The organism is Cloacibacterium sp. (assembly GCF_047601505.1).
GTDB lineage: Bacteria > Bacteroidota > Bacteroidia > Flavobacteriales > Weeksellaceae > Cloacibacterium.
In genome coordinates, this window is record NZ_JASGJD010000001.1 from 2418831 (window position 1) to 2440237 (window position 21407).

The 21407-nt window shown below is 33.7% G+C and carries 22 protein-coding genes; 1 reads left to right on the top strand and 21 read right to left on the bottom strand.

Annotated features, from left to right (window positions below; genetic code table 11):
- Positions 1-7: 7 nt before the first annotated feature.
- The 20 genes from QM746_RS11070 to QM746_RS11165 all read right to left on the bottom strand — a co-directional run bounded on the left by QM746_RS11070 (position 8) and on the right by QM746_RS11165 (position 18572).
- A complete protein-coding gene (locus tag QM746_RS11070; protein ID WP_414984273.1) occupies positions 8-877 on the bottom strand; it encodes a M23 family metallopeptidase in 870 nt (289 codons plus the stop codon).
- 4 nt (positions 878-881) lie between these two features.
- Complete coding sequence (locus tag QM746_RS11075) at positions 882-2870, bottom strand: type IV secretion system DNA-binding domain-containing protein (RefSeq protein ID WP_414984274.1); 1989 nt, start codon at positions 2868-2870, stop codon at positions 882-884.
- Complete coding sequence (locus QM746_RS11080; RefSeq protein ID WP_414984275.1) at positions 2870-3223, bottom strand: hypothetical protein; 354 nt, start codon at positions 3221-3223, stop codon at positions 2870-2872. Before QM746_RS11080 ends, QM746_RS11075 begins: the two co-directional genes overlap by 1 nt.
- Before the next feature lie 11 nt (positions 3224-3234).
- On the bottom strand, positions 3235-4104 hold the full coding sequence (locus QM746_RS11085) for a DUF4138 domain-containing protein (RefSeq protein WP_414984276.1): 870 nt from the start codon (positions 4102-4104) through the stop codon (positions 3235-3237).
- 4 nt (positions 4105-4108) lie between these two features.
- Positions 4109-5305, bottom strand: coding sequence for a conjugative transposon protein TraM (gene traM, locus QM746_RS11090; RefSeq protein WP_414984277.1), 1197 nt, complete (start codon positions 5303-5305; stop codon positions 4109-4111).
- A 32-nt stretch (positions 5306-5337) separates the two neighbouring features.
- Positions 5338-5691 (bottom strand): hypothetical protein, encoded by a 354-nt coding sequence (locus tag QM746_RS11095; protein WP_414984278.1) that lies wholly within the window; start codon positions 5689-5691, stop codon positions 5338-5340.
- Between the two features lie 2 nt (positions 5692-5693).
- Complete coding sequence (gene traK, locus QM746_RS11100) at positions 5694-6308, bottom strand: conjugative transposon protein TraK (RefSeq protein WP_414984279.1); 615 nt, start codon at positions 6306-6308, stop codon at positions 5694-5696.
- 7 nt (positions 6309-6315) lie between these two features.
- On the bottom strand, positions 6316-7554 hold the full coding sequence (locus QM746_RS11105; RefSeq protein WP_414984280.1) for a hypothetical protein: 1239 nt from the start codon (positions 7552-7554) through the stop codon (positions 6316-6318).
- Positions 7555-7556: 2 nt separating this feature from the next.
- The gene (locus tag QM746_RS11110; protein ID WP_414984281.1) at positions 7557-8384 is read right to left on the bottom strand and encodes a hypothetical protein; all 828 of its coding nucleotides are present in this window, start codon (positions 8382-8384) and stop codon (positions 7557-7559) included.
- 4 nt (positions 8385-8388) lie between these two features.
- Positions 8389-9054, bottom strand: coding sequence for a hypothetical protein (locus QM746_RS11115; RefSeq protein ID WP_414984282.1), 666 nt, complete (start codon positions 9052-9054; stop codon positions 8389-8391).
- A 2-nt stretch (positions 9055-9056) separates the two neighbouring features.
- Positions 9057-9740: a hypothetical protein gene (locus QM746_RS11120; protein WP_414984283.1), complete on the bottom strand. Its 684-nt coding sequence runs from the start codon at positions 9738-9740 to the stop codon at positions 9057-9059.
- Between the two features lie 10 nt (positions 9741-9750).
- The gene (locus tag QM746_RS11125; protein WP_414984284.1) at positions 9751-10404 is read right to left on the bottom strand and encodes a hypothetical protein; all 654 of its coding nucleotides are present in this window, start codon (positions 10402-10404) and stop codon (positions 9751-9753) included.
- A complete protein-coding gene (locus QM746_RS11130; protein WP_414984285.1) occupies positions 10391-13465 on the bottom strand; it encodes a TraG family conjugative transposon ATPase in 3075 nt (1024 codons plus the stop codon). Before QM746_RS11130 ends, QM746_RS11125 begins: the two co-directional genes overlap by 14 nt.
- A complete protein-coding gene (locus tag QM746_RS11135; protein ID WP_414984286.1) occupies positions 13437-13751 on the bottom strand; it encodes a DUF4133 domain-containing protein in 315 nt (104 codons plus the stop codon). The genes QM746_RS11130 and QM746_RS11135 overlap by 29 nt, the downstream gene beginning before the upstream one ends.
- Before the next feature lies 1 nt (position 13752).
- Complete coding sequence (locus tag QM746_RS11140; RefSeq protein ID WP_414984287.1) at positions 13753-14073, bottom strand: DUF4134 domain-containing protein; 321 nt, start codon at positions 14071-14073, stop codon at positions 13753-13755.
- 117 nt (positions 14074-14190) lie between these two features.
- A complete protein-coding gene (locus QM746_RS11145; RefSeq protein WP_414984288.1) occupies positions 14191-14721 on the bottom strand; it encodes a hypothetical protein in 531 nt (176 codons plus the stop codon).
- A gap of 20 nt (positions 14722-14741) precedes the next feature.
- Entirely contained in the window at positions 14742-15389 is a 648-nt protein-coding gene (locus QM746_RS11150) for a ParA family protein (protein WP_414984289.1), read from the bottom strand.
- An 88-nt stretch (positions 15390-15477) separates the two neighbouring features.
- Positions 15478-16956, bottom strand: a complete 1479-nt coding sequence (locus QM746_RS11155) for a relaxase/mobilization nuclease domain-containing protein (RefSeq protein WP_414984290.1) — start codon at positions 16954-16956, stop codon at positions 15478-15480.
- Positions 16953-17315, bottom strand: coding sequence for a plasmid mobilization relaxosome protein MobC (gene mobC / locus QM746_RS11160; RefSeq protein WP_414984291.1), 363 nt, complete (start codon positions 17313-17315; stop codon positions 16953-16955). The genes QM746_RS11155 and mobC overlap by 4 nt, the downstream gene beginning before the upstream one ends.
- A 21-nt stretch (positions 17316-17336) precedes the next feature.
- Entirely contained in the window at positions 17337-18572 is a 1236-nt protein-coding gene (locus QM746_RS11165) for a hypothetical protein (RefSeq protein ID WP_414984292.1), read from the bottom strand.
- Positions 18573-19230: 658 nt separating this feature from the next.
- Between QM746_RS11165 and QM746_RS11170 the strand changes: the two genes are divergently transcribed.
- Complete coding sequence (locus QM746_RS11170) at positions 19231-20532, top strand: DDE-type integrase/transposase/recombinase (protein ID WP_414984293.1); 1302 nt, start codon at positions 19231-19233, stop codon at positions 20530-20532.
- Between the two features lie 269 nt (positions 20533-20801).
- Here QM746_RS11170 and QM746_RS11175 read toward each other — a convergent pair whose 3' ends face one another.
- Positions 20802-21407 (bottom strand): hypothetical protein, encoded by a 606-nt coding sequence (locus QM746_RS11175; protein WP_414984294.1) that lies wholly within the window; start codon positions 21405-21407, stop codon positions 20802-20804.

The window sequence follows — 21407 nt, forward strand, 5'->3', positions numbered from 1 at the left end:
GTATTTTTTATGGTGTAAATGAAGACTTATTTGCTTCATAATATTTGGCTATTAAATTATTGGCTTTAATGAGGTCATTCAGAAAGCGTATAGGACTGATATATTTCCCATTTTCAGTGACAGAAAAATGCAAATGTGAGCCAGTAGAGTTTCCTGAATTCCCACTTTTTGCAATTATGAATCCAGCTTTTACAGACTCTCCTACTCTGTAATAGATTTCTGAGAGATGCATATAAGAAGTTACAAATGAATCGGAATGTCTAATCTTAATATAATTCCCTCCGCCTCCCGAGTCCCAACCCGCTTCTGTAACATAACCATCCATTACAGCATGAACATCTTCATAGTGCGCTTTTAGATCAATACCATTGTGCATTTTTGAGGTTCCGAAAATAGGATGCATACGCCATCCGAAAGGAGAAGTGATGGTAATTCTATTACTCAGAGGCATACTTATTTTTGATATAAACTCTTCTTCATTGATAAGATCAAATTTTTTAATTGGTCTTTCTATTCTATTTTCAATGGAATATCCCCTCTTTCCGAATCTCTGAAGCAGAGAATCTTTATTCTTTATAGAATTCAAATTCTGCTCTTCTATTTTTGATAAGCTGTATTGAAGCATCAATGTTTTTAAAGAATCTATTTCCTTTTTTAAATCTGCTTTTGTAGGAGCTTTGAAAAGTTTACTGATGATGTTCTGTTTTTTTTCTTGCTTTTTCTTAATAGGATTATTTTCTTTCTTAATATCCTGCTTTTCAGAAAGAGTTTCCTTCGGTTTTATCTCAGTTCGAGTAAGAGTATTGAATTGTGCAAAAACCAATATCTGAGAACATAAAATTCCAAAAATCATGAATAATTTTACTATAAATTTCATTTGATTATGCTTTAATATTTTCGTTAACGATGAGCTCTATTTCTTTGTTGATTCTTCTGAAATTGGTCATCAATACTTCTTCTTTGCGATTGATTCCTGATTTATCTACAAATGAGTAGTATTCAGGCATTGTCACATAATTTTTTTCTTCATCTTTGATGGCATTCATATCCAGATTAATCTTCCCGCTTATTGCAGAAGTCTTATACTCTTCGGCATTGTTCTCTTCACCCTGCGCAATCATTCCCACCATTTCTCCAGTTTTAAGAGTAGCTATTTTTCCGGCAGGAATCATATTGTCCATTTTCTCGTTAATACTGGTAGTTGTTCCTTGCTGAGAAATAGACTGGGAATAGGTTTTTTGCTTAATTTTTCCAAATATTTTTTCCAACCAGTCCAATGTATTTTTATCTCTTGCAGAACCAGAAATAATGTTTCCCATAATTGCAGAAATAGTATCAGCAACCTCTTTTTTGTAGAATTGACGAAGTTGAGGAATCTCTTGAAGACCTAGTAAAACGGCTACCTTATTGCTTCTTGCTGTTGCCACTACATTGTCGATTTTATGAATATAAATCGTAGGAAACTCATCAGCAATAATACCTCCCGGTAAATTGTGTTTGGAATTGATCAATCTTAAAGTTCTGTTCAAAATCGAAGAATACAAAGCGGAATTAATATCCTGTGTTCCTGGGTCAGATGCTAATATGACGATAGAAGGATGATCTCTGTTGGTAATTTTCAATTCTACTTCATCTCCCGAGAATACCCAGAAACTCTCTTTAGTCGCCAGTCGGGAAAGAAATATTTTCAATGTTCCGATTTGTCCTTCCAACTGGTCAAAAGCTTTATTATCATACGCTGTTTTAAATGGTGAAAGCAAGGAAAATATTTCTTCATTGGTAAAAAGGGTATCAAAAATTTCTTTATAGTTTCTGTTCATAAAGGAAAGAATATGAGGTAAATCAGAATATTTTCCATTTTCATGAGTAGCAAAAAAATAAATGCAGGAAGACAAGAAATTGATTGCCGATTGGGTAAAGAATGCATCTGAGCCTCCTCCGGAGCTGCTTCCTCCTTTTTGTAATGATGACACCATCGATTCTGCCATTTCCTGCGCTTCTGCCAAGGTTTGAATGTATTTTTTATGAAATGGATTTACTCTTTTTGATTTTTCAACTTGGTTCAGATTAATAATATTGAAACTATAATTATAATCTGTTTCTTTACTTTTTTTCAACAGATAATGATAGTAAGCAATCTGCGCTAAATCAGGAAATTTAAAATCATAAATGCAAAGACAGAAACCTTTGGCAATCATTTGTCGAATGGCAGGATTAATCACACCGAAAGATTTTCCAGAGCCAGGAGTTCCGATGACCATTGTTCCTCTGAATGGATTCAGATTGATCCAACCGTTATTACTTTTACCTTTGAAACGGAATAAATAAGGAATATTGATCATGACATCTGATTTTACAAGCTCCTGATTCTGGTCAAAGGATTCTTCTTCTACATTCCATCGGTCTTTTCCCATTTTTTGCTGCATTAATTTTGAAATACTATCTGCTCCCATCTGAAGAATGACGGCTCCTAAAAATGAAAGTGTTGCATATATAACCTGATACAAATTCATTCCAGGAAATATCTTTGGAAGTTTTGTATTTCCAGCCTCGTTCTGCCAAACCAAAGAAGAGAAAATCAGAAGCAATCCCATAACCATTGGAATTACTATTTCTGTCGTAATATTCAGGTCTTTCTTTTTCTTTGCTTTTGTCCCAACTGCAACCAATCCAATTAAAACTAATGTTGCAAACTTGGCATTGATCGGAGGATAAATGAAACTCATTTTGCTGAAATTCTTCAATAAATTGGTAACTACAGGAATATTGGCATTCAGATAAAAGAGCGATGCACAATCTAACGCAACCACGGTGTATACTGCCTTTTGTAGAAAGCCATAAATCTTGATTTGATGTTGTTGCTCTTGCATTAAGTATAATTTTCGAAATATTGATTCAATAATTTGTGTTCTTCTAATAGATTACTATGAAGCTTCTGTTGTTCTTCCTGTAGTTTTTTTTGCTTTTCCTGTATCTCAATAAAATTGTCATTCAACTTATTCAATTGATTAATTACTTCGTGTCCTCTTTTTTCAACACTCTCAATAATGTAGGAGTGATTTGCCTCTTCTGATACTTTTTCATACCATTCTTTAAGAATCAGTAGTTGTTTATAGTCATTTATGAGTCCTTTCCGCTTTTTATAAAAAATGATTATCAAAACAGAATAACCGCTCAAGATTAATAGATTGAGTGCGAAGTACATTATTATAAAACTGTCCATTATATTAATAATTAAAAGGTGTCGGCTTTAAGAATATCGGAATAGTTCACTTTCATTTCAATGGTTCTTCCTGAAAGCTGTTCCTCAATTAACCTTATCATCATTACCTTGGAGTTCGGATAAGTGAATTTTTTGAACACATAAATATTTCTGAAATTTTTTCTGAAATGTTTATTCTGATTCAACTGGAAAAGCGGAGTCATTTCAATGCTTTGATTATTGGTTGCCTTATGGATTTTCTTATCCTCTATTGAAAATTTCAAATCTTCAATATTATAGCTCAGATTAGAGTTGTTCTTAAAGGTCATATCTAAAAATATGTAATCACTCATGACATATACATTATTGAGCTGGACATTAAGCTTGAGATTTTTTTCTTTTCTGATTGGATTTTTTTCTGTTTTTTTCTGAACAATATCCATAGCAAATTTTCTGAGTTCAAGATTGGAAAAAACCATTGTAGAAAACTCTATCGGCTGCATTGCTTCGGGCTGAATTTGAATATTAGTGATGGTATTCAAATTTTCAGAGTTTCGGTAAACGGCTTTGTATTGAGCAATAAAGGATTGTCCGACTACGGTGATAATTCCAATCTGATCTCCATTAAATAATGCAACAGGCTTTTTTACTTTCTCTTTCCCGTCAGAATCAGGAGTATCAGTGATTTTAATTCTGGCAATATTGGCAGTTGGCAAATCTCCTGTAAGTTTCTGAGTAGATAAATCCACATATTGGATGGGTTCCGGTGAAATAATATGGAGGTTGATTCCTTCTGTGATTTCTATTTCAGGCAGATCTGAAAAGATCTGTTCTTTGGTTGCTGTTTGGGCGGTTAAGAATTGTGCTGTAAACAGCAACAGGCTGTATAATATCGTTTTCATTTGTTTATTTTTTTTGTTGGTTTTTTGAATCTTTCAGTTGTTTTTCTTCAATCAGAAATACATACGAATTGTACTTTAATTTGGCTTTGTTGGTCTTTATCAGGTTGGCGATGGATTTGGAAGTGGAAGTAAAAAACTTAGACCCGATACTGGTAAAAAATCCTTCTCCACCCATATCCATCTGGGTTCCCTGTACCGAATTGCTTCCCATTTCTTTGAGCATATCCCTGAATACACTTTGCGGAACATACAAACCTTTCATTCCGTCAACATCGTAAATAGATAAGTTGACAGGGAGAATATCCCCTTTGGTAAATACGGATACAATAGTGAGTTCAACCCTTTGCATTGAAAATCCGGAGATTTGACCATATAGGATAGAACCTTTGTTGAGTTTTCTGTTTCCTACAAAAATGTCTTCCAATAATCGGAACCTGATTCTGCTTCCCAGAAAGCCTTTGTTGTTTTCGTCAATTACCGCTTTGATAAAGCTGTTTTCTTTTTCCTTGTAAAAAGCATTGAAATCGTTATTAATGCCTGATTTGCTTACATTGAAAGTAGAGTTCAGAAACTCATCCATTTTATCTTTGTTTGCTTTGAGTTTTTCTTCAGCTGCCAGTTTATTTTGATATTCAGGATCTCTTGATTTTTCTAAAGAATCCATCACAAGCATTTGTTGTTTTAAATATTTAACCGGATCAGGACTTTGTGTCTTTTCTTTTGGTGTATCAGCGTATCTACTTTCCTGATTTCCATACGATTTATCATTCAACATCCTGATGATTTCCGAAGACCTTTTATAATCCTTATCTTCATTTTGCTGTTTTGGATTATAATAAGAAGATGGGTTTCCTTTTCCCTGATACCCGTTTTGTCTTGAAGACATTGATTTCATCGAATCGATTTTCCTTTTCTGAGCCAGTGATAACTGATCAGCATAGCTTAATAAGCTGTCCTCTTCCTTGTCTAATCCGCTAAGCATCGTTCTATTATCGTCTTTTTTGAAAAATGCATCGTAGGCATCATTTTTCGTCAGAATAGAATCCTGCGTATCTCCCAATGAAACTGAAAGTTCTTTGGGTTTGTCTTTTGGCTTATCCTCTTTCATAAATTGGGCTCCTATGTACGTAAACAGGAAGACAAACGGCAGAGCCAAAAGAGGCAATACATATTTTTTTTGTTTGAAATTAAGTTTTTCCATTTTTTTGATTTTTAGATAAATTACCTCCGGTGCTACCTGCCATTTTTTAATTTTTGAAATTGGTCAAACAGGTATTCTATTCTCAGGCTGTCCTCTTTCTGTAATTCGTTACGATCTCTTTTTACTTTCAGTAATTTGAGTTCATTGACAATCTTTTCCATTTCTTTATCATTGTTTACAAATGATGTCTGACTAGTCTGGCTTTTGGAATACAGAATTGGAGGCTTTATTTTAAAAGCATTTTCAGAAGGATAGAAAATCCCCTGAATCAGTGAGCCTATAAATGAAACTGATAAGAAGATCATTGAATAGGTAAAAAACTTCTTCGGATTCTTTACCGCCCAGCCTAACCATCTTTGTCCGGTTTGTTTGAAAAAAGCATTCATTTTTAGTAAGAGTTTTTTGTTTGATTGGAGAGTTCTTCGTTATTAATAATCCGCCAGTTTTTAAGCAGCACACCGTGAGGATTGTTGGGACTTCGAATAATGTCCTCAAAAAAGCCTTCCGTAATTAATTTTCGGGAGATTACCGATGATTTTCTTGTAATCATTTGCTTTCCGAAAAAAGAAAACTTCTTTTGCCCCATATTGAGCGCAATCGAATCGGTGTGTATACTGACCATTGAACTGGAAGCAACAATCTGATTGAAAAAACCCTTTTCTTTCAGGTTGGTATATTCCTTTTTTCCACTATCATCAATTAGATAAAGAGATTTTTGAATATTTTCCTTAATGTAGTCATCATCGGGAGCCAGTGTGAAAAATAATCGGTGGAACAGCTCAATCTGCGCTTTGTACTCTACAGGTCTATTAAGTAAAACATCAGTTTGTTTTGCCAATACAGGAACCCCATTATCCAGAATATAAATGGATTTTCTGGAATCCTGAATCATTCTGAAAGCAAAGAAAAATCCTGCTATAACAATGAAACTAGCAAAAGCAATACTCGCTATTGAAACCATCTTGTTGATTTTAATTCGTTGTTCTATGTTTTTGATAAGCATTTTTTATTTATTTCTTTTTATTATTCATTGCACTATTCACTCTTCCTGATGCTGAACCCGCTGCTACCGATTTTACAGCAGTAGCTCCGCCTGTTTTTACAGCTAATACAGCTGCCTTTGCACTGCTTGCCACTTTTCCTGCAGCACTTTTCATTTTGGTCATCGCTCCTGCACCTCCAGCTGTAACAATGGTGTCAGCAATGGTTGGTGTCATAAGAACCCCGATTCCGGTAACGATATACGCCACACAAGTAAAAAGTTGATTGTAAATCATGCCAGAATTGCTCACATATAGCATCAAAGCATCTAAATTGGTAATGGTTCCATTGGTTAACAGAGTATCATACCTTTCTATTTCCATGGTATAACCAGAAGCAATGAGTTGCTGCCCAATATTAATCACTGTGTAAGCAACAAAAGTGTAAAGGTTAATATTGATAAATTTTGAGACCCAACTGTATAAAGAATTTTCAAATCCTGGAACTAGCGCCATTCCAACGGCAATAGGCCCTAGGATAATTAAAATATAAGCCCATATTTTTTGTATAAAGAATATCAGATAGACGCAAACTCTAAGAATAGAAAGGCATAAAAATTCAATGATTTCAGCTACCAGTTTCTGAAGTTGAAAATCCATCCTTATAGACCATTCCTTGATGGGTTGGATGAGTTTATCTATTCCATCACTTATGTCATACCATGAATCATCAGCATCTTCATTAGTATTATTAATAATTTCTTGTTTAGCATCTTCCTCCGCTTTTAATTTAATTACAGCATCAAGAAGTTGCTGTTGCTTTTTGAATCTCTGTACCCGCAAATCATTGACTTCGGATTCTATATCGCTGAAAATTGCTATTCCAGGTTGAGCAATGGCTTCAAAAGGAGCCTGTATCAAATTAACAAATCCTGTCCAGTACACAAGAGTAAAACCAATAAGGATAGGTTTCAACATTGGAGTAATTTCCCACTCTCTATCTCCTGCCGCCATTTGCCAGCCCATATATCCGAGATACATCAATGCTCCCAATCCGCCTATTGCTCTTCCTACCAATGCAGAACCTTGTGCACTATCCTGTACGCTATTATCCAGCTTGGTGAAGACTTCCATAAACCACTTTTCAAAAGCACCATCACCTTTTAAGAATTGGAGCAGGTTGCTGTAATCGCTATCTGTCTGAGCAAAGCCCATAACGGGTATTATCATTGCGAAAAGACAAAATATTATTGTTGCTTTTTTATTCATATCTAGTATTTGTGTTGGTATTGCTGTATCACATTCTGAACAATCTGCTTATCCGATGCCGGAGTCCACCCAGAGAGCAAAGCAGTGGATAAATTGTTCTTTAGAATATTCTTATAGTCCAAAAGAAGTGTTGTCCGGTTATTATAACCTCTCAGTTCCTGCACGAATTTTCTCCAACGTATCAATGTTTCGTGGTACATGATGAATCGCTTCCCTCTTGGCATATCCATACTTCTGGACATCGAGTACTTTTCTTTGATTAAGTCCAGTTCTTCCTGCATTCTTTTTAATGTTCCTGTGGTATTCAGCGTTTCGTAGGTTTGCTGGTCTTTCAACCTCCATTCCATAAAGCTTTGTGGAGTATCAGGAAATTCAGTAATTGGTTTCAGCATATGTTTGTAATAAAGCAACCAAAGAGGGTCTGCATCTACCGTGGCGGAAGTCCAATGTGCAAAATCCTGAACACTCCTTTTATAAATGGTATCGGATGTTGCTTTTATTTTTTTTGCTTCTTCTTCCTCATATTTTAATTGTGTGAATCTTAAATTTTGTTCTCCGGTTGGTTTTAATGGTCTTATGTCATTACCTTCCTTATAATCTCTGTTGATATTGGGAGCCCACATTCCCCAAACTGTAGCATAGGCAAAATTGGTCTGAATTCCTAAGAAGTATTTAGGATAGGGACGCCAATCACCCCAACTTTCAAAAACCATCCGTTTATGCTGGGCAACAATAGAGAGATCATTCAGTCGTTTCACACTTTGCCCAAAAACATTGGTGATCACAAATAATAAGAGGAAAAATTTTCCTTTTTTGAATAGCTGTTCCATAATCTTAGTTAAATAGGTATTTGTATTTTTGAATAATATCACTGACTATTAACTTGTCTATATTGAGGTAATTCCGAAGTACTGGAACTTGATAGAGATAAGGAATCTTTTTTGCATTTTCCAACCGTAAAATGATATAGAGAATATTACCGTTGATGTTCCTCACTCTGGTAAAAACCTTTTCGATAAGCATTTCTCGATCACTAGCATCCAACAGAAAGTCCTTATTTTCATTGAGAATATCCTGCGTTACTTCCCGTTGAAGCTTCATTGTTTGTTTGCCGATTTCAACATAATACTTTGACACGAGGATGGCATATTCAGGATGTTGTGCAGTTAAATCCAGCATTTTATTGGAATTGTTTACTATTCTACCCAAATACTGATAGAGATATATCAGCTTTTTACTTTGCGTAAGAGCAGAGTTGACATTTTTTAATTGCTGGTAGATGTATTCCTGAATGGCAATCACCTGAGTAATTTTATTATTAATCTCATCATAAAGTTCTTTCTGTTTTTTGTAGGAATCTAAAAAAGTCTGTTCGCTGACTAGACGAACTCCATGATTGACAGTAATCTGTGATAAAAGTTTTTCATTGATTACCACCTGCTGACTGTTTACAAAGACTCCTATAAACATCAGGATAACAAAGCTTAATTTATTCTTCATTTCTAAAAGGATTTAATATTGTTCATGATACTTTCCACCACTTGTTTATCTCTGTTGATATAGTACTGGAAAGCTCTTTTATTGCGTAATACTTTTGCTTTGATATCCCGTATTTTTAAAAGCATATGGGTAGAGTTTCTACTTAAAGTTTTGACTTCTCCCAAAGCATAATCCAACAAAATTTTACGTTCTGATTTTTCCATTTGATTAATTGCTCCGTAAGACAGGATGATACCTGTTATAAGGCGTACCGTCATTTGCAAATCATCTACAAATTGAACCTGAGAAGGTAAAACCGCTATAATGGAGTAAGGAGCTGTATTGATTTCATCAATAATAGCCGTTTGATTGTCGGTAATTTTGGTGATCTCCCTGCTCATCGCTATTCCTGTAGGAATAGCCTGAATAGCAAATGAAACAATTCTTAGCCTGTCCTGAATTTTGGTTACCTTATCTTTGAAGCCTTTCCATTGCGATTGATTGGCAGTTTCAACAGTAGCATTCAGCGTTTGCTTTTGTCGCATTTCTTTCTGCCTGTCATGTTCTTTCATCGTGGAACTTATTTCTATATTCATCATTGGAAAGGAAACATTTTCTTGCTCCCATGCTGGCGTAGAACCACCACTTGATGATGTAATTATTATATAAACCATCAAACACAATAGAATTTGAAAAACCTTCATCATTTTAGGACATTTAAAAATTTCGTTTATACCTATTCATTATGTTTTCTACAATACCTTTATCAGTATTGATATACCCGGCAAATGGATTAATGGAATTCCAGAACCCTAAGCGGTTGACTTTTTCCAATCGTAGCTTGATTGCCAATAACCAAAGCTTTAGTTTTTTTACATTTTCGGAAATATTGTGCAGGATTTTGTAACGGTCTCCCGTTGTTGCCAAATTCAGCTCACCCGATGCAAGAATATCAGATACATCCGTTACGATTTTCAGACTTTGCTCATACGTTTTTTGAGAAGCTTTTACACCGAATATCGCATACTGAGGATGCTGTGAAGCCAAATGGACAACCTCTGACGAATAATTGTAGCATTTATTCAGCTCGGAATAAATCTGTTGTACCTGAATTCCATTCTGTAATGTCCCTGAAACTTCTTTCAACCCTTTCAGTATTTTATTCTGAATGTCATTAGCAGCTACCATCTGGGTTCCTACCCATGTTTGTGCATCTTTTAACTTTGACGTTTCCTCAATGACTTCATTCTGTTTGGCTTTTAGATTTTCCGAATACAAAATCATCGCAGCCGTAACCGTAGGATCTATGTAGGTATTTTGGGAATACATTAAACTCCCGAATGCTAAAAATAATAGGCTAAACTTTTTCATATTGATATTCCTCTTTATTGATTAATTCTGAAAAACTGATATTTTGATCTTCCATTTCCTGGGAGATGATTTTGAACACATTAAGTTTTTTATTTTGGTTTTTCATTTTACAGTAGTATGACATTACTTTTTCATCCAAAGGATTCCGGTATAGATTGACCAGCGATACGAGGTTTTCAAGACTGTCACCAAACCTCTTCAAATCGCTTACAATCTTGAGCAAAGCTTCATCATAGCTTCCATATTTTTGTACATAATACTCAACAGCGGATTTTTCTGGTTTTTCTGTGGTGTAGGTCAGATATTGCTCTATAGAAACTTCATTCCCGTATACCTCTCCCTTAGAACCTCGTTTGAGATAAAACTCCTTAAAACGGCTTCTTCCGGATTTGTTGTTGAGATTGTTAATCGTAAAAATCTTGTTTTGCTCCACCTTATTTAGGGAAAGCAAAGCTGCAATCCTGTCAAAGTTGTCCTTGAATTTGGTCTGGTCAAGAAGAATAAATGTATCGGAATTATTAATGATAGAATCTTTTACCACCGCATTCCCGATAATATCGTCCAGTTCCTGTGTTACCACTACTGCTTCGCCCCAGAATTTTCTTACGGTTTTGTAGAGATACAAAATGTATCCTCCCATCAGTTTTGAGGCAATAGCTTTCCATGCTTCTTCTATGATAAGGGCTTTACGGCGGTCTTTTCTTAACCTCATTTTCTGGATGAAGGTGTCCATAATAATGAGTGTTACAATGGGAAAAAGCTTTGGATTATCCTTTACATTATCAATCTCAAAAACAATAAATGATTCGTTAAACAGCGTATTGTCAGCAGATTCATTCAAGGTTGTACCGTAACGTCCGCCCCTGTAAAAGTCCTTCAGAACAAACAAGAAAGTTCTCAGATTAAATTCATTCTCTTTGATACTATGCTTCTTATTATTCAAATAAAGAGGTAGGAATTTGCTGCAATAATCATAGAATCCATTGAAGGAAAGCTCTTTGATTGCTAACTTTTCTTCCAATTCCTTAATTTTCCTGATAATGGCTTTTCTAAATGATTCGTTCCATTCTTCGGGTGTTTCAGGTGGTTTGATAATGTCATTGGATGTAATAAGAATCATCTGCGTTTCATTATAGATTTTTCTCCTGTCTTCATCACCAAGCGTTTCATAAGCTTCATATACCTGATAAAACTTTTCACTGTCATAGTCGGGATTATTGATGTTTTTATCAGGATGATAGAATTTCAATAATTTTCTTCCTGCTTCTTTAACTTCATCTGGACTCGCATCGAATGCAATCCCTAAAACATCGTAATAAGTATGTTGTCCATTGACTTCATTCTCATATTGAGCATAAATATCTTCTTCATGAATATTATATTTACCGAGATAAAGAATGAGTTCTTCAGAACTTTTATTTTCATACCACTCAGTTCCCAAGTTGAAATATTGATGATAATAAGACATCAGCACATTGTCTAAAATGGATTTCTGTGCTGACGACATCGTAGCATCAGGACCTTGCCAGATCAGGAAAATCAGATTGGTTAAAAATTCTATTTTTTCAATATTGAATTCTTTTTTATCCATTAGGAAAGGATTCATAGTAATCGGTTTTTCTTCGGTATACTGAATGTATCTTCCTCCTTTATATTTGCATGTTCCCGAATAGGAATCTCCGGTATCCACAATAACCACATCATAGTTGTAGGTCAGATATTGCTCGATAATATTGTTCATTAAAAAACTCTTGCCTGAACCACTAGGTCCTAAAACAAATTTGTTCCTGTTGTTGATTCTCCCTGACTTCATTGGTAAATCCGAAGGATCTACTTTTAGAGGTACACCCTGTCTGTCGGTAAACCGCAGATAAAAATTGGATTCTTCATTCAAAGGGTAACTTTCTTTAAAAAAAAAACACAACGCCGCTTCGCTTGTCGTCATAAATAAATCGTATTCCCTGAGTTCCGTAGCATTACCCGGAATGGCTGACCGAAAAAGTTCCAGCTGGTTATACGCATTTTTAGAAACAATAATTCCTTTTGTGAAGAGCTTGTTTTCAATCATGGACAGTGTTCTTTCCATTTCTTCCAGAGTATTTGTTGAAAATAAAATGGAAAAATGGGCATTGACCACGAGTTGTCCATCAATAGCGATATTATGGAGAAGGCTTTGTATTTCTTCTGCTATAATGGCATTGGACGGAGAATTATTAGCAGCTCCTTCGTGCTTTTTCTTTTTTTTGTCGAGTTCTCTTTGCTGTGGTGCCTGTAACGGAATGGTAATAACCTGATTGTAAATAATGGTTTCATAATCTTCTAGTTCATTGATGAAAGTAAAATTATCAACGGCTGTTTCAGATGCGGCTCCGTTTCCTCCCAATATGGAATATGGCTCTATTTCAGAGGGCAGATCAATGTTTTCTACATCGACATACGAGATATTCTTAACGAACCTATTTCCGATTTGCAGATATTCATTGGTACTTTTGATATTATCAAAGGTGGGAGCATCATTAAACTTCATCGACAAAACACCTGAAATGTAATATTCCAAATCTTTCTCGAATAAAAACTCTGGTTCACAATCGCTCTGCTTCAAAAACATAAACACCTTTTGGCATTTGTCACGAAGCTCTTTATAGCTTTTTTCAGAGAACCCGTAATGCTTGTTCTTCTTTTTCAGCTTATCATCTACGATATCCGTAAATAGTAGTACTGTTTCAATGGTTTTGAATAGCCTACCGTCAAAATGTTCGGAATATTTTTGTTGCAGGAACTGGTTGGATGGTTCTGCGGTATATCTTTTTTTACTGAAAATATCCAGCTTCTGAACTATTCTACCTTCACCGATTATAGACACTACCTGATTGAGAACCGTATGAAAATGCAAATAATTATCGGGGTCTGCTGAATACTGCTCAACAATATTTTTTATTTTAATACCGATTATAGGATTCCCATACTGCCCAAAAAGAACATCAAAATCCCAACCCTTATCTTTTCCATAATCGTAGCCGATAAAAGGAATGTTAAATGCTTGTTTTTTTGTTTTTGCCATTTTGTAGAAGTCTTTTGTTGTTGAACTTTTTGGAAAAAATGAATATCTGATTGAAATTTTTGGTCTTGCTATAAAGACCATATTTATCTTGTCTTTTAAAGAGGACATAAACGCCTCCTGCTGTTGCTACCAGACCCAACAAAGAGCCTAGTAATCCGAACTTTGAGAGCACCAATGCTGCAATGACACCACCTCCAATAACACCCACTGCATAAATGATATACTTGCCTTTGAGTCCGAAGAATACAAGAGGCTTTTTAAGCCCCTTGTAGAGATAGAATCCCATGTTAAGCAAAGAATGAGGTTACAAATTCCGGAACGACAATCAAAAAGATCATTGCACCTCCAAAACCCAAAATTTCTTTATTAACATCTTGATCACCATTCGTCCATTTGTTATAGACTCTAAGACCGCCAATAAATCCTACTAAACCACCAACAGCTTTTAGAATCAGTTTAATTGGATCCCAATAATCTTTAATGTCATCAGCAGCATCCGTAATTGCTGTAGCACCACCTTGTGCCAATATTGGGGTTAATGCAAAAAACAGTAATACAACAGCAAATGATTTTGTAAATAATTGATAATGTTTACATTGTTGTTTCATAATAATTAAAATTTATAGTTAGAATTGTGTGTGTTTTATTAAAAAAAATCATAGAAGGTGTGCAATCCATCATTAATTGAGTGGATCTTATAAGAGATAAAAAGTACTTGCTAAATTTTAAATCATTGAATGATAAACCTTATGTCCTTCTTTATTTGAAATCAACTGGACACTGGTCTCGGCTAAATTTAGGATCTGGAAAAATTTTTCATGATAAGTTTTTGAGAGTTCCTGAGTTGTTTCCGTAGGTTTTTCTTGTGGTACAGTTTCCTCTGTACTAACAGCAGATAATTCATTCTGTTCTATATGTTCCTCAGTATTTTTGTCATCAAGGTAAAAAGCATCAATATCCTCTTCGGATTCAAATTTCTTTCTGAAGTAACTAAGGTCACGACTCTCATCCTGTTCTTGCTTTATTATAGAAAGCTCTCTTGAGTTGAATGAACTGGGTACATTGATATTTTCTACATCGTCAATTCTGATATCCTGAACTTTATCATTGTTATATTCAGCAAATTCATTTAAGGAGAACTCTTGGATTTCTTCTTTTTTTTCAGAGTTATCCTTTTTAAAATAAAGATCGTTGATAATATTTCCTGCGTAATAAAACAGATAAATGGCTAGAATGGTAATTATTATTTTGGTCATCTTCGGTAGAGTATTTTGGGTTATAAAGTGATTTCAAGAGTGTTATTAATATGATCTATCAACTCAGTGAACGAATTCTTTACGGCATATTTCTGTTCATAGGTCAGTTTACGTGTATCAATAGTTTGCAAACAATTCCTTTTGAATACCGGACTTTTCAACAGGGTTCCATATTTCCTGATCTCGGCATCCATTGATTCCTGATTCAGATATTTATAGCCCTTATCGTATTTGGAGCGGATAAATATTCTTTCTGCCTGGCTTTCAAGTAATCCCAGAAAATTGATAAATACCAGTGTCGACTTTACAGAAACATTGGAATACTCGAAAGGAATGACAATAAAATCGCTGTAAATAAGCAGGTCGCTGTATTTCACATCCAGTGTTCCGGCAAGGTCAAACAAATTAATATCTTCACTCTCCTTCAAGTTAATCAGCGTTTCAAAATCTGTAAACGGCTGCTCGTTTTCTTCTATAATTTCTACATCATACAACTTGGGAATGTCCAGTATTTCATCTTCTTTCCATTTGTGGTAAAAGGATTTCTGAAAATCAAAGTCGAATACATTGATCTTTCTTTGGGAACTCATTGAAATATAATTGGCGAAAGCAATAGCAAGTGTCGTTTTGCCAGTTCCGCCTTTTTGGGTTGCAAATGTGATAATCATATATTTAGTTGTTGGTTGTTGGTTGTCAGTTGTTGGTTTTAAAGAAGTATGTTGATTTTTTCATCAACTATCAACTAAAAACCATCTACTATCTTCTCTTTTTCCTTCTTTTCTTGAGTTCATTTTCAGCAGGATCTTTTGCTGTTCCAGAGCTTTTCATCAGCTCAAAAAGCATTTCGTCTATGGCTTTACTCAGCTCATTTCCTAAGCTTCTTTCCTCTTGCATTTCCGGTTTTAGAAATTCCTGATACTGCTGTTCTCCAATCATAGATTTCAGTTCTCCGATGTAATGAAGTCTGGAATGAATGGCGTAATATTTTCCATCCTCCCCCATTATGATGCTGATATTTTCTTTATTTTGTGTTTTGAGGTATACTTTAACATCATCTCTTATAGCACTATATATTTTCTTGTTCTTCAGTTTCTTATTTTCAAAGAGCATAAAATCCTTTATCTGAGCTTCTGGATAATGTTCTTTTAATAATTCCATCAGCATCTTTTTTGTTTCCTGATTAGCGATATTGTAATCCTTCAGGATTTCAAAAAGTTTTTTGTCTAATGTTTCAGAAGTGAACTCAAATAAGTTGTTCATTTTTAAAATATCACTACCTTTATAAACGCTCCCTGTTTTGTGGTCAATAATGGTGTAGCCAAAAGGGCGGAGTCCGCCTTCCAATTTTTCTTTGGTCTGATGTTTTTCATAGGCTTGGTGAAAAACAATGTCGATTCCAAAAGTGTCTTTCAACTTTTTTTGCAGTTCGCTTTCAAACTCGATTTTTGGTTTCCAATCTTCTTTTTGCTTTTCTTCTGGAAGCATTCCCTCTTGTTTCCGTCTGTCTTCCACCTTGAAAACTTTATTGGAATAGATGTTTTTATATTTTTCCAAAATCATTCTAATCTGTTTCGACCTCCCATCGCCTTTGTTATTGTGAAATACAATCTGCTTTCCTGACAGTGTCCGCTGTAGTACTCCGTTTTTTAAAATGTCTAAAGCATTTTCATCATTTGTGCTTTTTTTAAGCTTATAACCATTTTTAGTGAGTAGAGTTTCCAACTGATGGAGGGAACTTATTTTGTAAGTTAGCAGATTGCTTAATTTTTCTTGTTCTTTGAGCCCGTAGAGTTTTTCCATTGTATTGCTCATGGCTCTCTGGGCTTTCAGCTTTTCATAGCTGTCATTGATTTTCTTTCCGGTCTGTTTACTGACTCTGGTAGAAACCAAGTGGACGTGATTGTTATCGGTATCCTTGTGATAAACCACAATATAAGGCTGTTTACCGTATCCCATCTCCTTCATAAAATCTTCAGCAATTTTGGTTAATTCTTCTTTGGAATGCTCCTGAAATTTGGTAGAAATCACAGCGTGAAACTGTGGTTTTCTAACTTTTTCATTTTTCGAAACTGATTTAAGATAATCTCGAACTAGCTTCTTATTGCTCTCTTCAATAATGAATGATGGAAAATTTTTCATCAGCATCAGTTCTCCTTTTCCCTTATCGATTTTCTTATCATTGTAATTGACTCCCGGAAAATCAGACCCTGCCGCATCCATAATCTTGACAATCATTTTGCGAGCATTGAAAAGATTTTGAGAAAAACTTCATTCTGCTGCTTTTTCAAAAGAACTATTTCAGAGAGCTTTTCCGAAAAATCCTTCAGGTCTTGTGTACTGATAAATTTCTGAGCATTGGCAATTTTAGCAATTTGGTTGATATTAGTTTCAATCTTTATAAATATATTATCTTGCTTTTCAATGAACGTTATTACCTTTCTTCTTTCGTCGTTCATCACTCTATTTTCAACAGAATTGATTATCAAGCTAGTAAGTGATATATTCATTGTTACACACTTTTTCTTCCATTCTTTCTTCATTTGTTTATCAATCCTGAAAAAAATAACATCTTCTTTAGTTCTATCTAAATTCATCTTTTAATTGTATGAATATTCTTACGGAACTACCCAGTTTGCAACACCATTGACGGACTTAAGTATATAGGTACCATTGGCTGGAGGAGCAGGAAAGTTTAAATAATTTGTTGTTGCTATTTCACCACTTAAAGGATTTTGAAGTAAGACCTTCGTATAAGTATTATCAGCGATAGATATGTTTGCAGGATTTATTTGAAATCTACCATTCAATCTAAGCCATCTTTCAGAAAAATCACCGTAAATCAAAGTATTAGTTCCCACGGGAGAAATGGGAAGATTACCAGAATTGTCAAATGTATGATTGTGAATCATTAACTTATTCTCATCATTGAAAGCTTTTGAATATAATTCAGAACCTGCAACCCAATTTCCTATAATAACATTATTTTTCCCAGTCATTCTTACTCCAGCAGAGCGTCCAATAACAATATTTCCAAATGGTTGGTTTGCTAGCCTTAAAGCATTACTCCCAATTGCAGTATTATAAGAAACTTTTTCCGTTCCAATTCCTTCTGACATTGCTTGCTGACCAACAGCGGTATTTTGTTCACCAATCCAATTGGAGTTCAAAGCTCCAAATCCAAGAGCAACACTATGGTCTCCTTTGAAAAGATTGCCAACATTATACCCTATACCTGTATTGTATTCATTTTCTATTTCTCCAACTGTTCCAGTAGAAGTTTTAAAGGCATTATTTCCAATGGCAACAGTTCCATTTCCTGTAGTTAGATTTCCAAGAGCATCCATGCCTATTCCTAGATTATTTTGTCCTGTGTGAATGGGATTTAGATTTCCAAAAAAATAAGATTTTGTTTCAGCCTTAAAACCTAAAGCCGCATCTCTTGTTCCTTTCTTTGAATAATAATCTCCTGAAAAAGAAATGAATTGTCCTGAATAATTTCCTCGCTCTACAACATCGTATAATGAATCATAATTTCCAAAAGGAATCCATTTAGTGCCATCAAATACATAATAACCAATAGACTTAACAAGTTCTAATTGTTCTGTTGCTACAGAATCATTATCAAATTTTTCAGTGACATAAATTAATGTGCCCTTTTGTTCGATAGTATAAGTTTTTGAATTAAGTTGTGAAGCTGTTATTCGAGGTGCTATAATTCCATCTAAAGAAGTTTTATCTAATGGCTTTCCAACAACATCAAGTGTTGCTTTTGGAGTTTGTGTATTAATACCGACCTGTCCTTTAGTTACAATAACAGCTAAGCACAGAAAAAAATAAATTAATGTTTTCATTTTGCTTTTTGATTAAAAATTCTGTGACAAAATTGAGTGTAAAGAATATTAAAAACAATAGTATTCAAAGGCTGTGGGTTAAATAAGAACAATACTGAAAAATCTAGATTTTTTAAAGATTAAAAAAGAATATTTTAGGTTAATTTGGATTCTTCTAACTAATTTCAAGAAAAACAAAAAAAACAAGTTCCGCAGTTTTTCATTCCTTTTTGAAAAAAAGCAAGAGAGTCTTTGGATGTAAAACTTGAAAAAGTTTGTATATACAAAGACACATCTTGCCGAAATAAAAGTTAATATTTTTCAGACCTCTAAAAAGCATTGCAAAGTATTGATTATAATTAAATTAAGATTAGTTGCTTTGGAAATAATAAAACTCAAAAGAAATGGATATCTAGCCTGTATCCATTGTGCGCAGGTATTCAATTAACCTGCATCTATTTTACCCAGGTTGGAACTTAACCTGTATCTATTTCACGCGGGGCAAATAATAAGTTGTATCTTTTTTACTCAGGTTTAGAAATTACCCAAGAATCTTTTATTTTGGTTTGAATATAAGCTGTAAATTTCACGAAATTGTATTCATTTCTGATTTTATACATAATATTTGAAATATTTTGAATTCGCTTTTTAACTTTGGTTTTCAATCAAAACTACTGAAATGCAACAATCGTATTCTCGTTACCATACCAATGTAAAACTCTGCTATTCTCCTGGTATAGAAAAACAAATATTCCCTAAAGAATTTACCGATAAAATACCTGCTACTACTTCTCATTATTGGAAGAATAAAAATGTTAATGATTATTTGGGTTATGAATACGAAGAACTCTCTGCAAAAGCTATTGAAGATTTTAAAATATTATTTGATGCTAGAGCAAAGAAAATCAAGCAGCTCTTTTTTGCTTTTTTGAAATTATACCTTTCAATTATAACTATTATTGGGAAAACAAACATTCAAGAAATTCTAAAAATCAATAGAAAAAAACTTATTCCCAATATTGACAGCCTTATTAATGAATTTGGGAATAAGAAAATGATTTTAAAAAAATTAGGAATTACTGTTCAGCAATATGCTCATTGGAAAAAACTAGAACAATATGTTTGCCCTAATTCTTTGATTTGGCTTTGTTATCATAGAGCACCAACTCAAATTAGTATGAAAGAAATTGGGATAATGAAAAAACTAATGACGGATAAAACGATGCTTCACTGGGCATCGGCTTCTGTGTGGGGATATGGTGTGAAAAACGGAATGATATCTATGGCGAGAACTACTTGGTATCACTATTGTAAACTTTTACGGCTGGGAGAGAATAGAAAAAAGTATAAGCCTAAGAAAAAGAAAATCTCGATAAGGGCTGAAGCACCCAATAGAATTTGGCATATGGACGTAAGTGTTTACAAAACTTTAGAAAACACCAAATATTACATCTATACAATTGTAGATAATTTTTCTAGAAAGATATTGGCTTATGATTATGCTAAAGAATTAAATGGTTCTACAAGACTGAAAAGCTTGAAAAGAGCCATAGAACAGGAATTTGGAGTAGATTTAGAAGTCAACCAAATAGTTCCTAAATTAGAATTAATAGTAGATGGAGGAACAGAAAACAATAACAAAACCGTAGAAGATTTTATTAAAGAAAATCAAATAAATATAACCAAATTAGTTGCTTTAAAAGATATAGTCTTTTCTAACAGTATGGTAGAAAGTAGTTTTAGAATGATGAAAACGTATTATCTAAAACAAGGGATACCAGGAGACCAATTTATAGAAGAATTAAAATTTTCTATAGAAGATATTAATACGAGAAGACCACACTATGCACACTTGATTTATACACCAGAAGAAATACACCAAAATCCTGAACTAAAACAAACTAAACCATTTTTGCAGAAAGTAAACCAAAATAGAATAGCAGAAAATAAAAGTTATTCTTGTGAAAAAGGATGTACTTAATACAAAAAAGCAATAATCTTTAGATAATTTTATTAGGAATAATTTCTTTCTATTTTTTTTGAGCTAAGAATCTGTTCTAATTACAGAAATTTTAGAAAATACAGTAAAAATACCGCTATACGAAATTTCGTATAGTGGTATTTAGATTTTACAGAAATTACAACTCTCTACAAAACAGAATTTTAACTAATATAATACCATTTTAAAATGTTAAAACTATTAGAGGTAGCCGTCACATAATGCGCAGCGTGAGCTATTCTTTTTGCCTGTTAGAAGTGGTCTTTTAGAATATACTTTAGACTATTCTGTTTTATAAACCATTCTTGTTCATTATAATCATTAAAATGATATTGATAAGCATTAATATACAGTATATAGATAATAGAAATTCTTTCTTTATCATTTAGGTTCTTATATAAGAATACTTTTTTATCTTCATAATAAGTATATTTCTCCAAAACATATCTTAGTCCATTTTTATTATATTTATCAATAATATTGACATCTAAATCAACAATATCATCTATATCAATAAGAGTGAGAGGAATAACTATTTTAAAATTAAGAGCATTATATAAAAATTCTGAATAATTTTCAAATTTATCTCTGTAGTAATCCTGATAAATAAGATATAGTTCATCTGCATTTATTCTTACAACTTTATGGGGAAAATCTGTACTTTTAATAAATAAAAATTCCTGAAAACGCCCAATATCTATTGTTGATAATTTTACCAAACCGTTGTCTAGAACTGTACCCATATTATCATTAAATACTAAATCATCTTTTTTGAATAGTTCAAAATGATTTGTTTGTTGATTATTTTTTTGACAGGAAAATAACAACATTAGCAAAAGAAGATAGTTTATTTTCAT

Excerpts from the sequence above, each read along its gene's own strand:
- QM746_RS11145 (WP_414984288.1), bottom strand. The coding sequence starts at position 14,721 with ATGACCAAAATAATAATTACCATTCTAGCCATTTATCTGTTTTATTAC.
- QM746_RS11175 (WP_414984294.1), bottom strand. The coding sequence starts at position 21,407 with ATGAAAATAAACTATCTTCTTTTGCTAATGTTGTTATTTTCCTGTCAA.
- QM746_RS11105 (WP_414984280.1), bottom strand. The coding sequence starts at position 7,554 with ATGAATAAAAAAGCAACAATAATATTTTGTCTTTTCGCAATGATAATA.
- QM746_RS11140 (WP_414984287.1), bottom strand. The coding sequence starts at position 14,073 with ATGAAACAACAATGTAAACATTATCAATTATTTACAAAATCATTTGCT.
- traM (WP_414984277.1), bottom strand. The coding sequence starts at position 5,305 with ATGGAAAAACTTAATTTCAAACAAAAAAAATATGTATTGCCTCTTTTG.
- QM746_RS11110 (WP_414984281.1), bottom strand. The coding sequence starts at position 8,384 with ATGGAACAGCTATTCAAAAAAGGAAAATTTTTCCTCTTATTATTTGTG.
- QM746_RS11115 (WP_414984282.1), bottom strand. The coding sequence starts at position 9,054 with ATGAAGAATAAATTAAGCTTTGTTATCCTGATGTTTATAGGAGTCTTT.
- QM746_RS11165 (WP_414984292.1), bottom strand. The coding sequence starts at position 18,572 with ATGAAAACATTAATTTATTTTTTTCTGTGCTTAGCTGTTATTGTAACT.
- QM746_RS11080 (WP_414984275.1), bottom strand. The coding sequence starts at position 3,223 with ATGGACAGTTTTATAATAATGTACTTCGCACTCAATCTATTAATCTTG.
- QM746_RS11075 (WP_414984274.1), bottom strand. The coding sequence starts at position 2,870 with ATGCAAGAGCAACAACATCAAATCAAGATTTATGGCTTTCTACAAAAG.
- QM746_RS11120 (WP_414984283.1), bottom strand. The coding sequence starts at position 9,740 with ATGATGAAGGTTTTTCAAATTCTATTGTGTTTGATGGTTTATATAATA.
- QM746_RS11155 (WP_414984290.1), bottom strand. The coding sequence starts at position 16,956 with ATGATTGTCAAGATTATGGATGCGGCAGGGTCTGATTTTCCGGGAGTC.
- QM746_RS11085 (WP_414984276.1), bottom strand. The coding sequence starts at position 4,104 with ATGAAAACGATATTATACAGCCTGTTGCTGTTTACAGCACAATTCTTA.
- QM746_RS11125 (WP_414984284.1), bottom strand. The coding sequence starts at position 10,404 with ATGAAAAAGTTTAGCCTATTATTTTTAGCATTCGGGAGTTTAATGTAT.
- QM746_RS11095 (WP_414984278.1), bottom strand. The coding sequence starts at position 5,691 with ATGAATGCTTTTTTCAAACAAACCGGACAAAGATGGTTAGGCTGGGCG.
- QM746_RS11150 (WP_414984289.1), bottom strand. The coding sequence starts at position 15,389 with ATGATTATCACATTTGCAACCCAAAAAGGCGGAACTGGCAAAACGACA.
- QM746_RS11170 (WP_414984293.1), top strand. The coding sequence starts at position 19,231 with ATGCAACAATCGTATTCTCGTTACCATACCAATGTAAAACTCTGCTAT.
- QM746_RS11130 (WP_414984285.1), bottom strand. The coding sequence starts at position 13,465 with ATGGCAAAAACAAAAAAACAAGCATTTAACATTCCTTTTATCGGCTAC.
- QM746_RS11070 (WP_414984273.1), bottom strand. The coding sequence starts at position 877 with ATGAAATTTATAGTAAAATTATTCATGATTTTTGGAATTTTATGTTCT.
- mobC (WP_414984291.1), bottom strand. The coding sequence starts at position 17,315 with ATGAATTTAGATAGAACTAAAGAAGATGTTATTTTTTTCAGGATTGAT.
- QM746_RS11135 (WP_414984286.1), bottom strand. The coding sequence starts at position 13,751 with ATGGGATTCTATCTCTACAAGGGGCTTAAAAAGCCTCTTGTATTCTTC.
- traK (WP_414984279.1), bottom strand. The coding sequence starts at position 6,308 with ATGCTTATCAAAAACATAGAACAACGAATTAAAATCAACAAGATGGTT.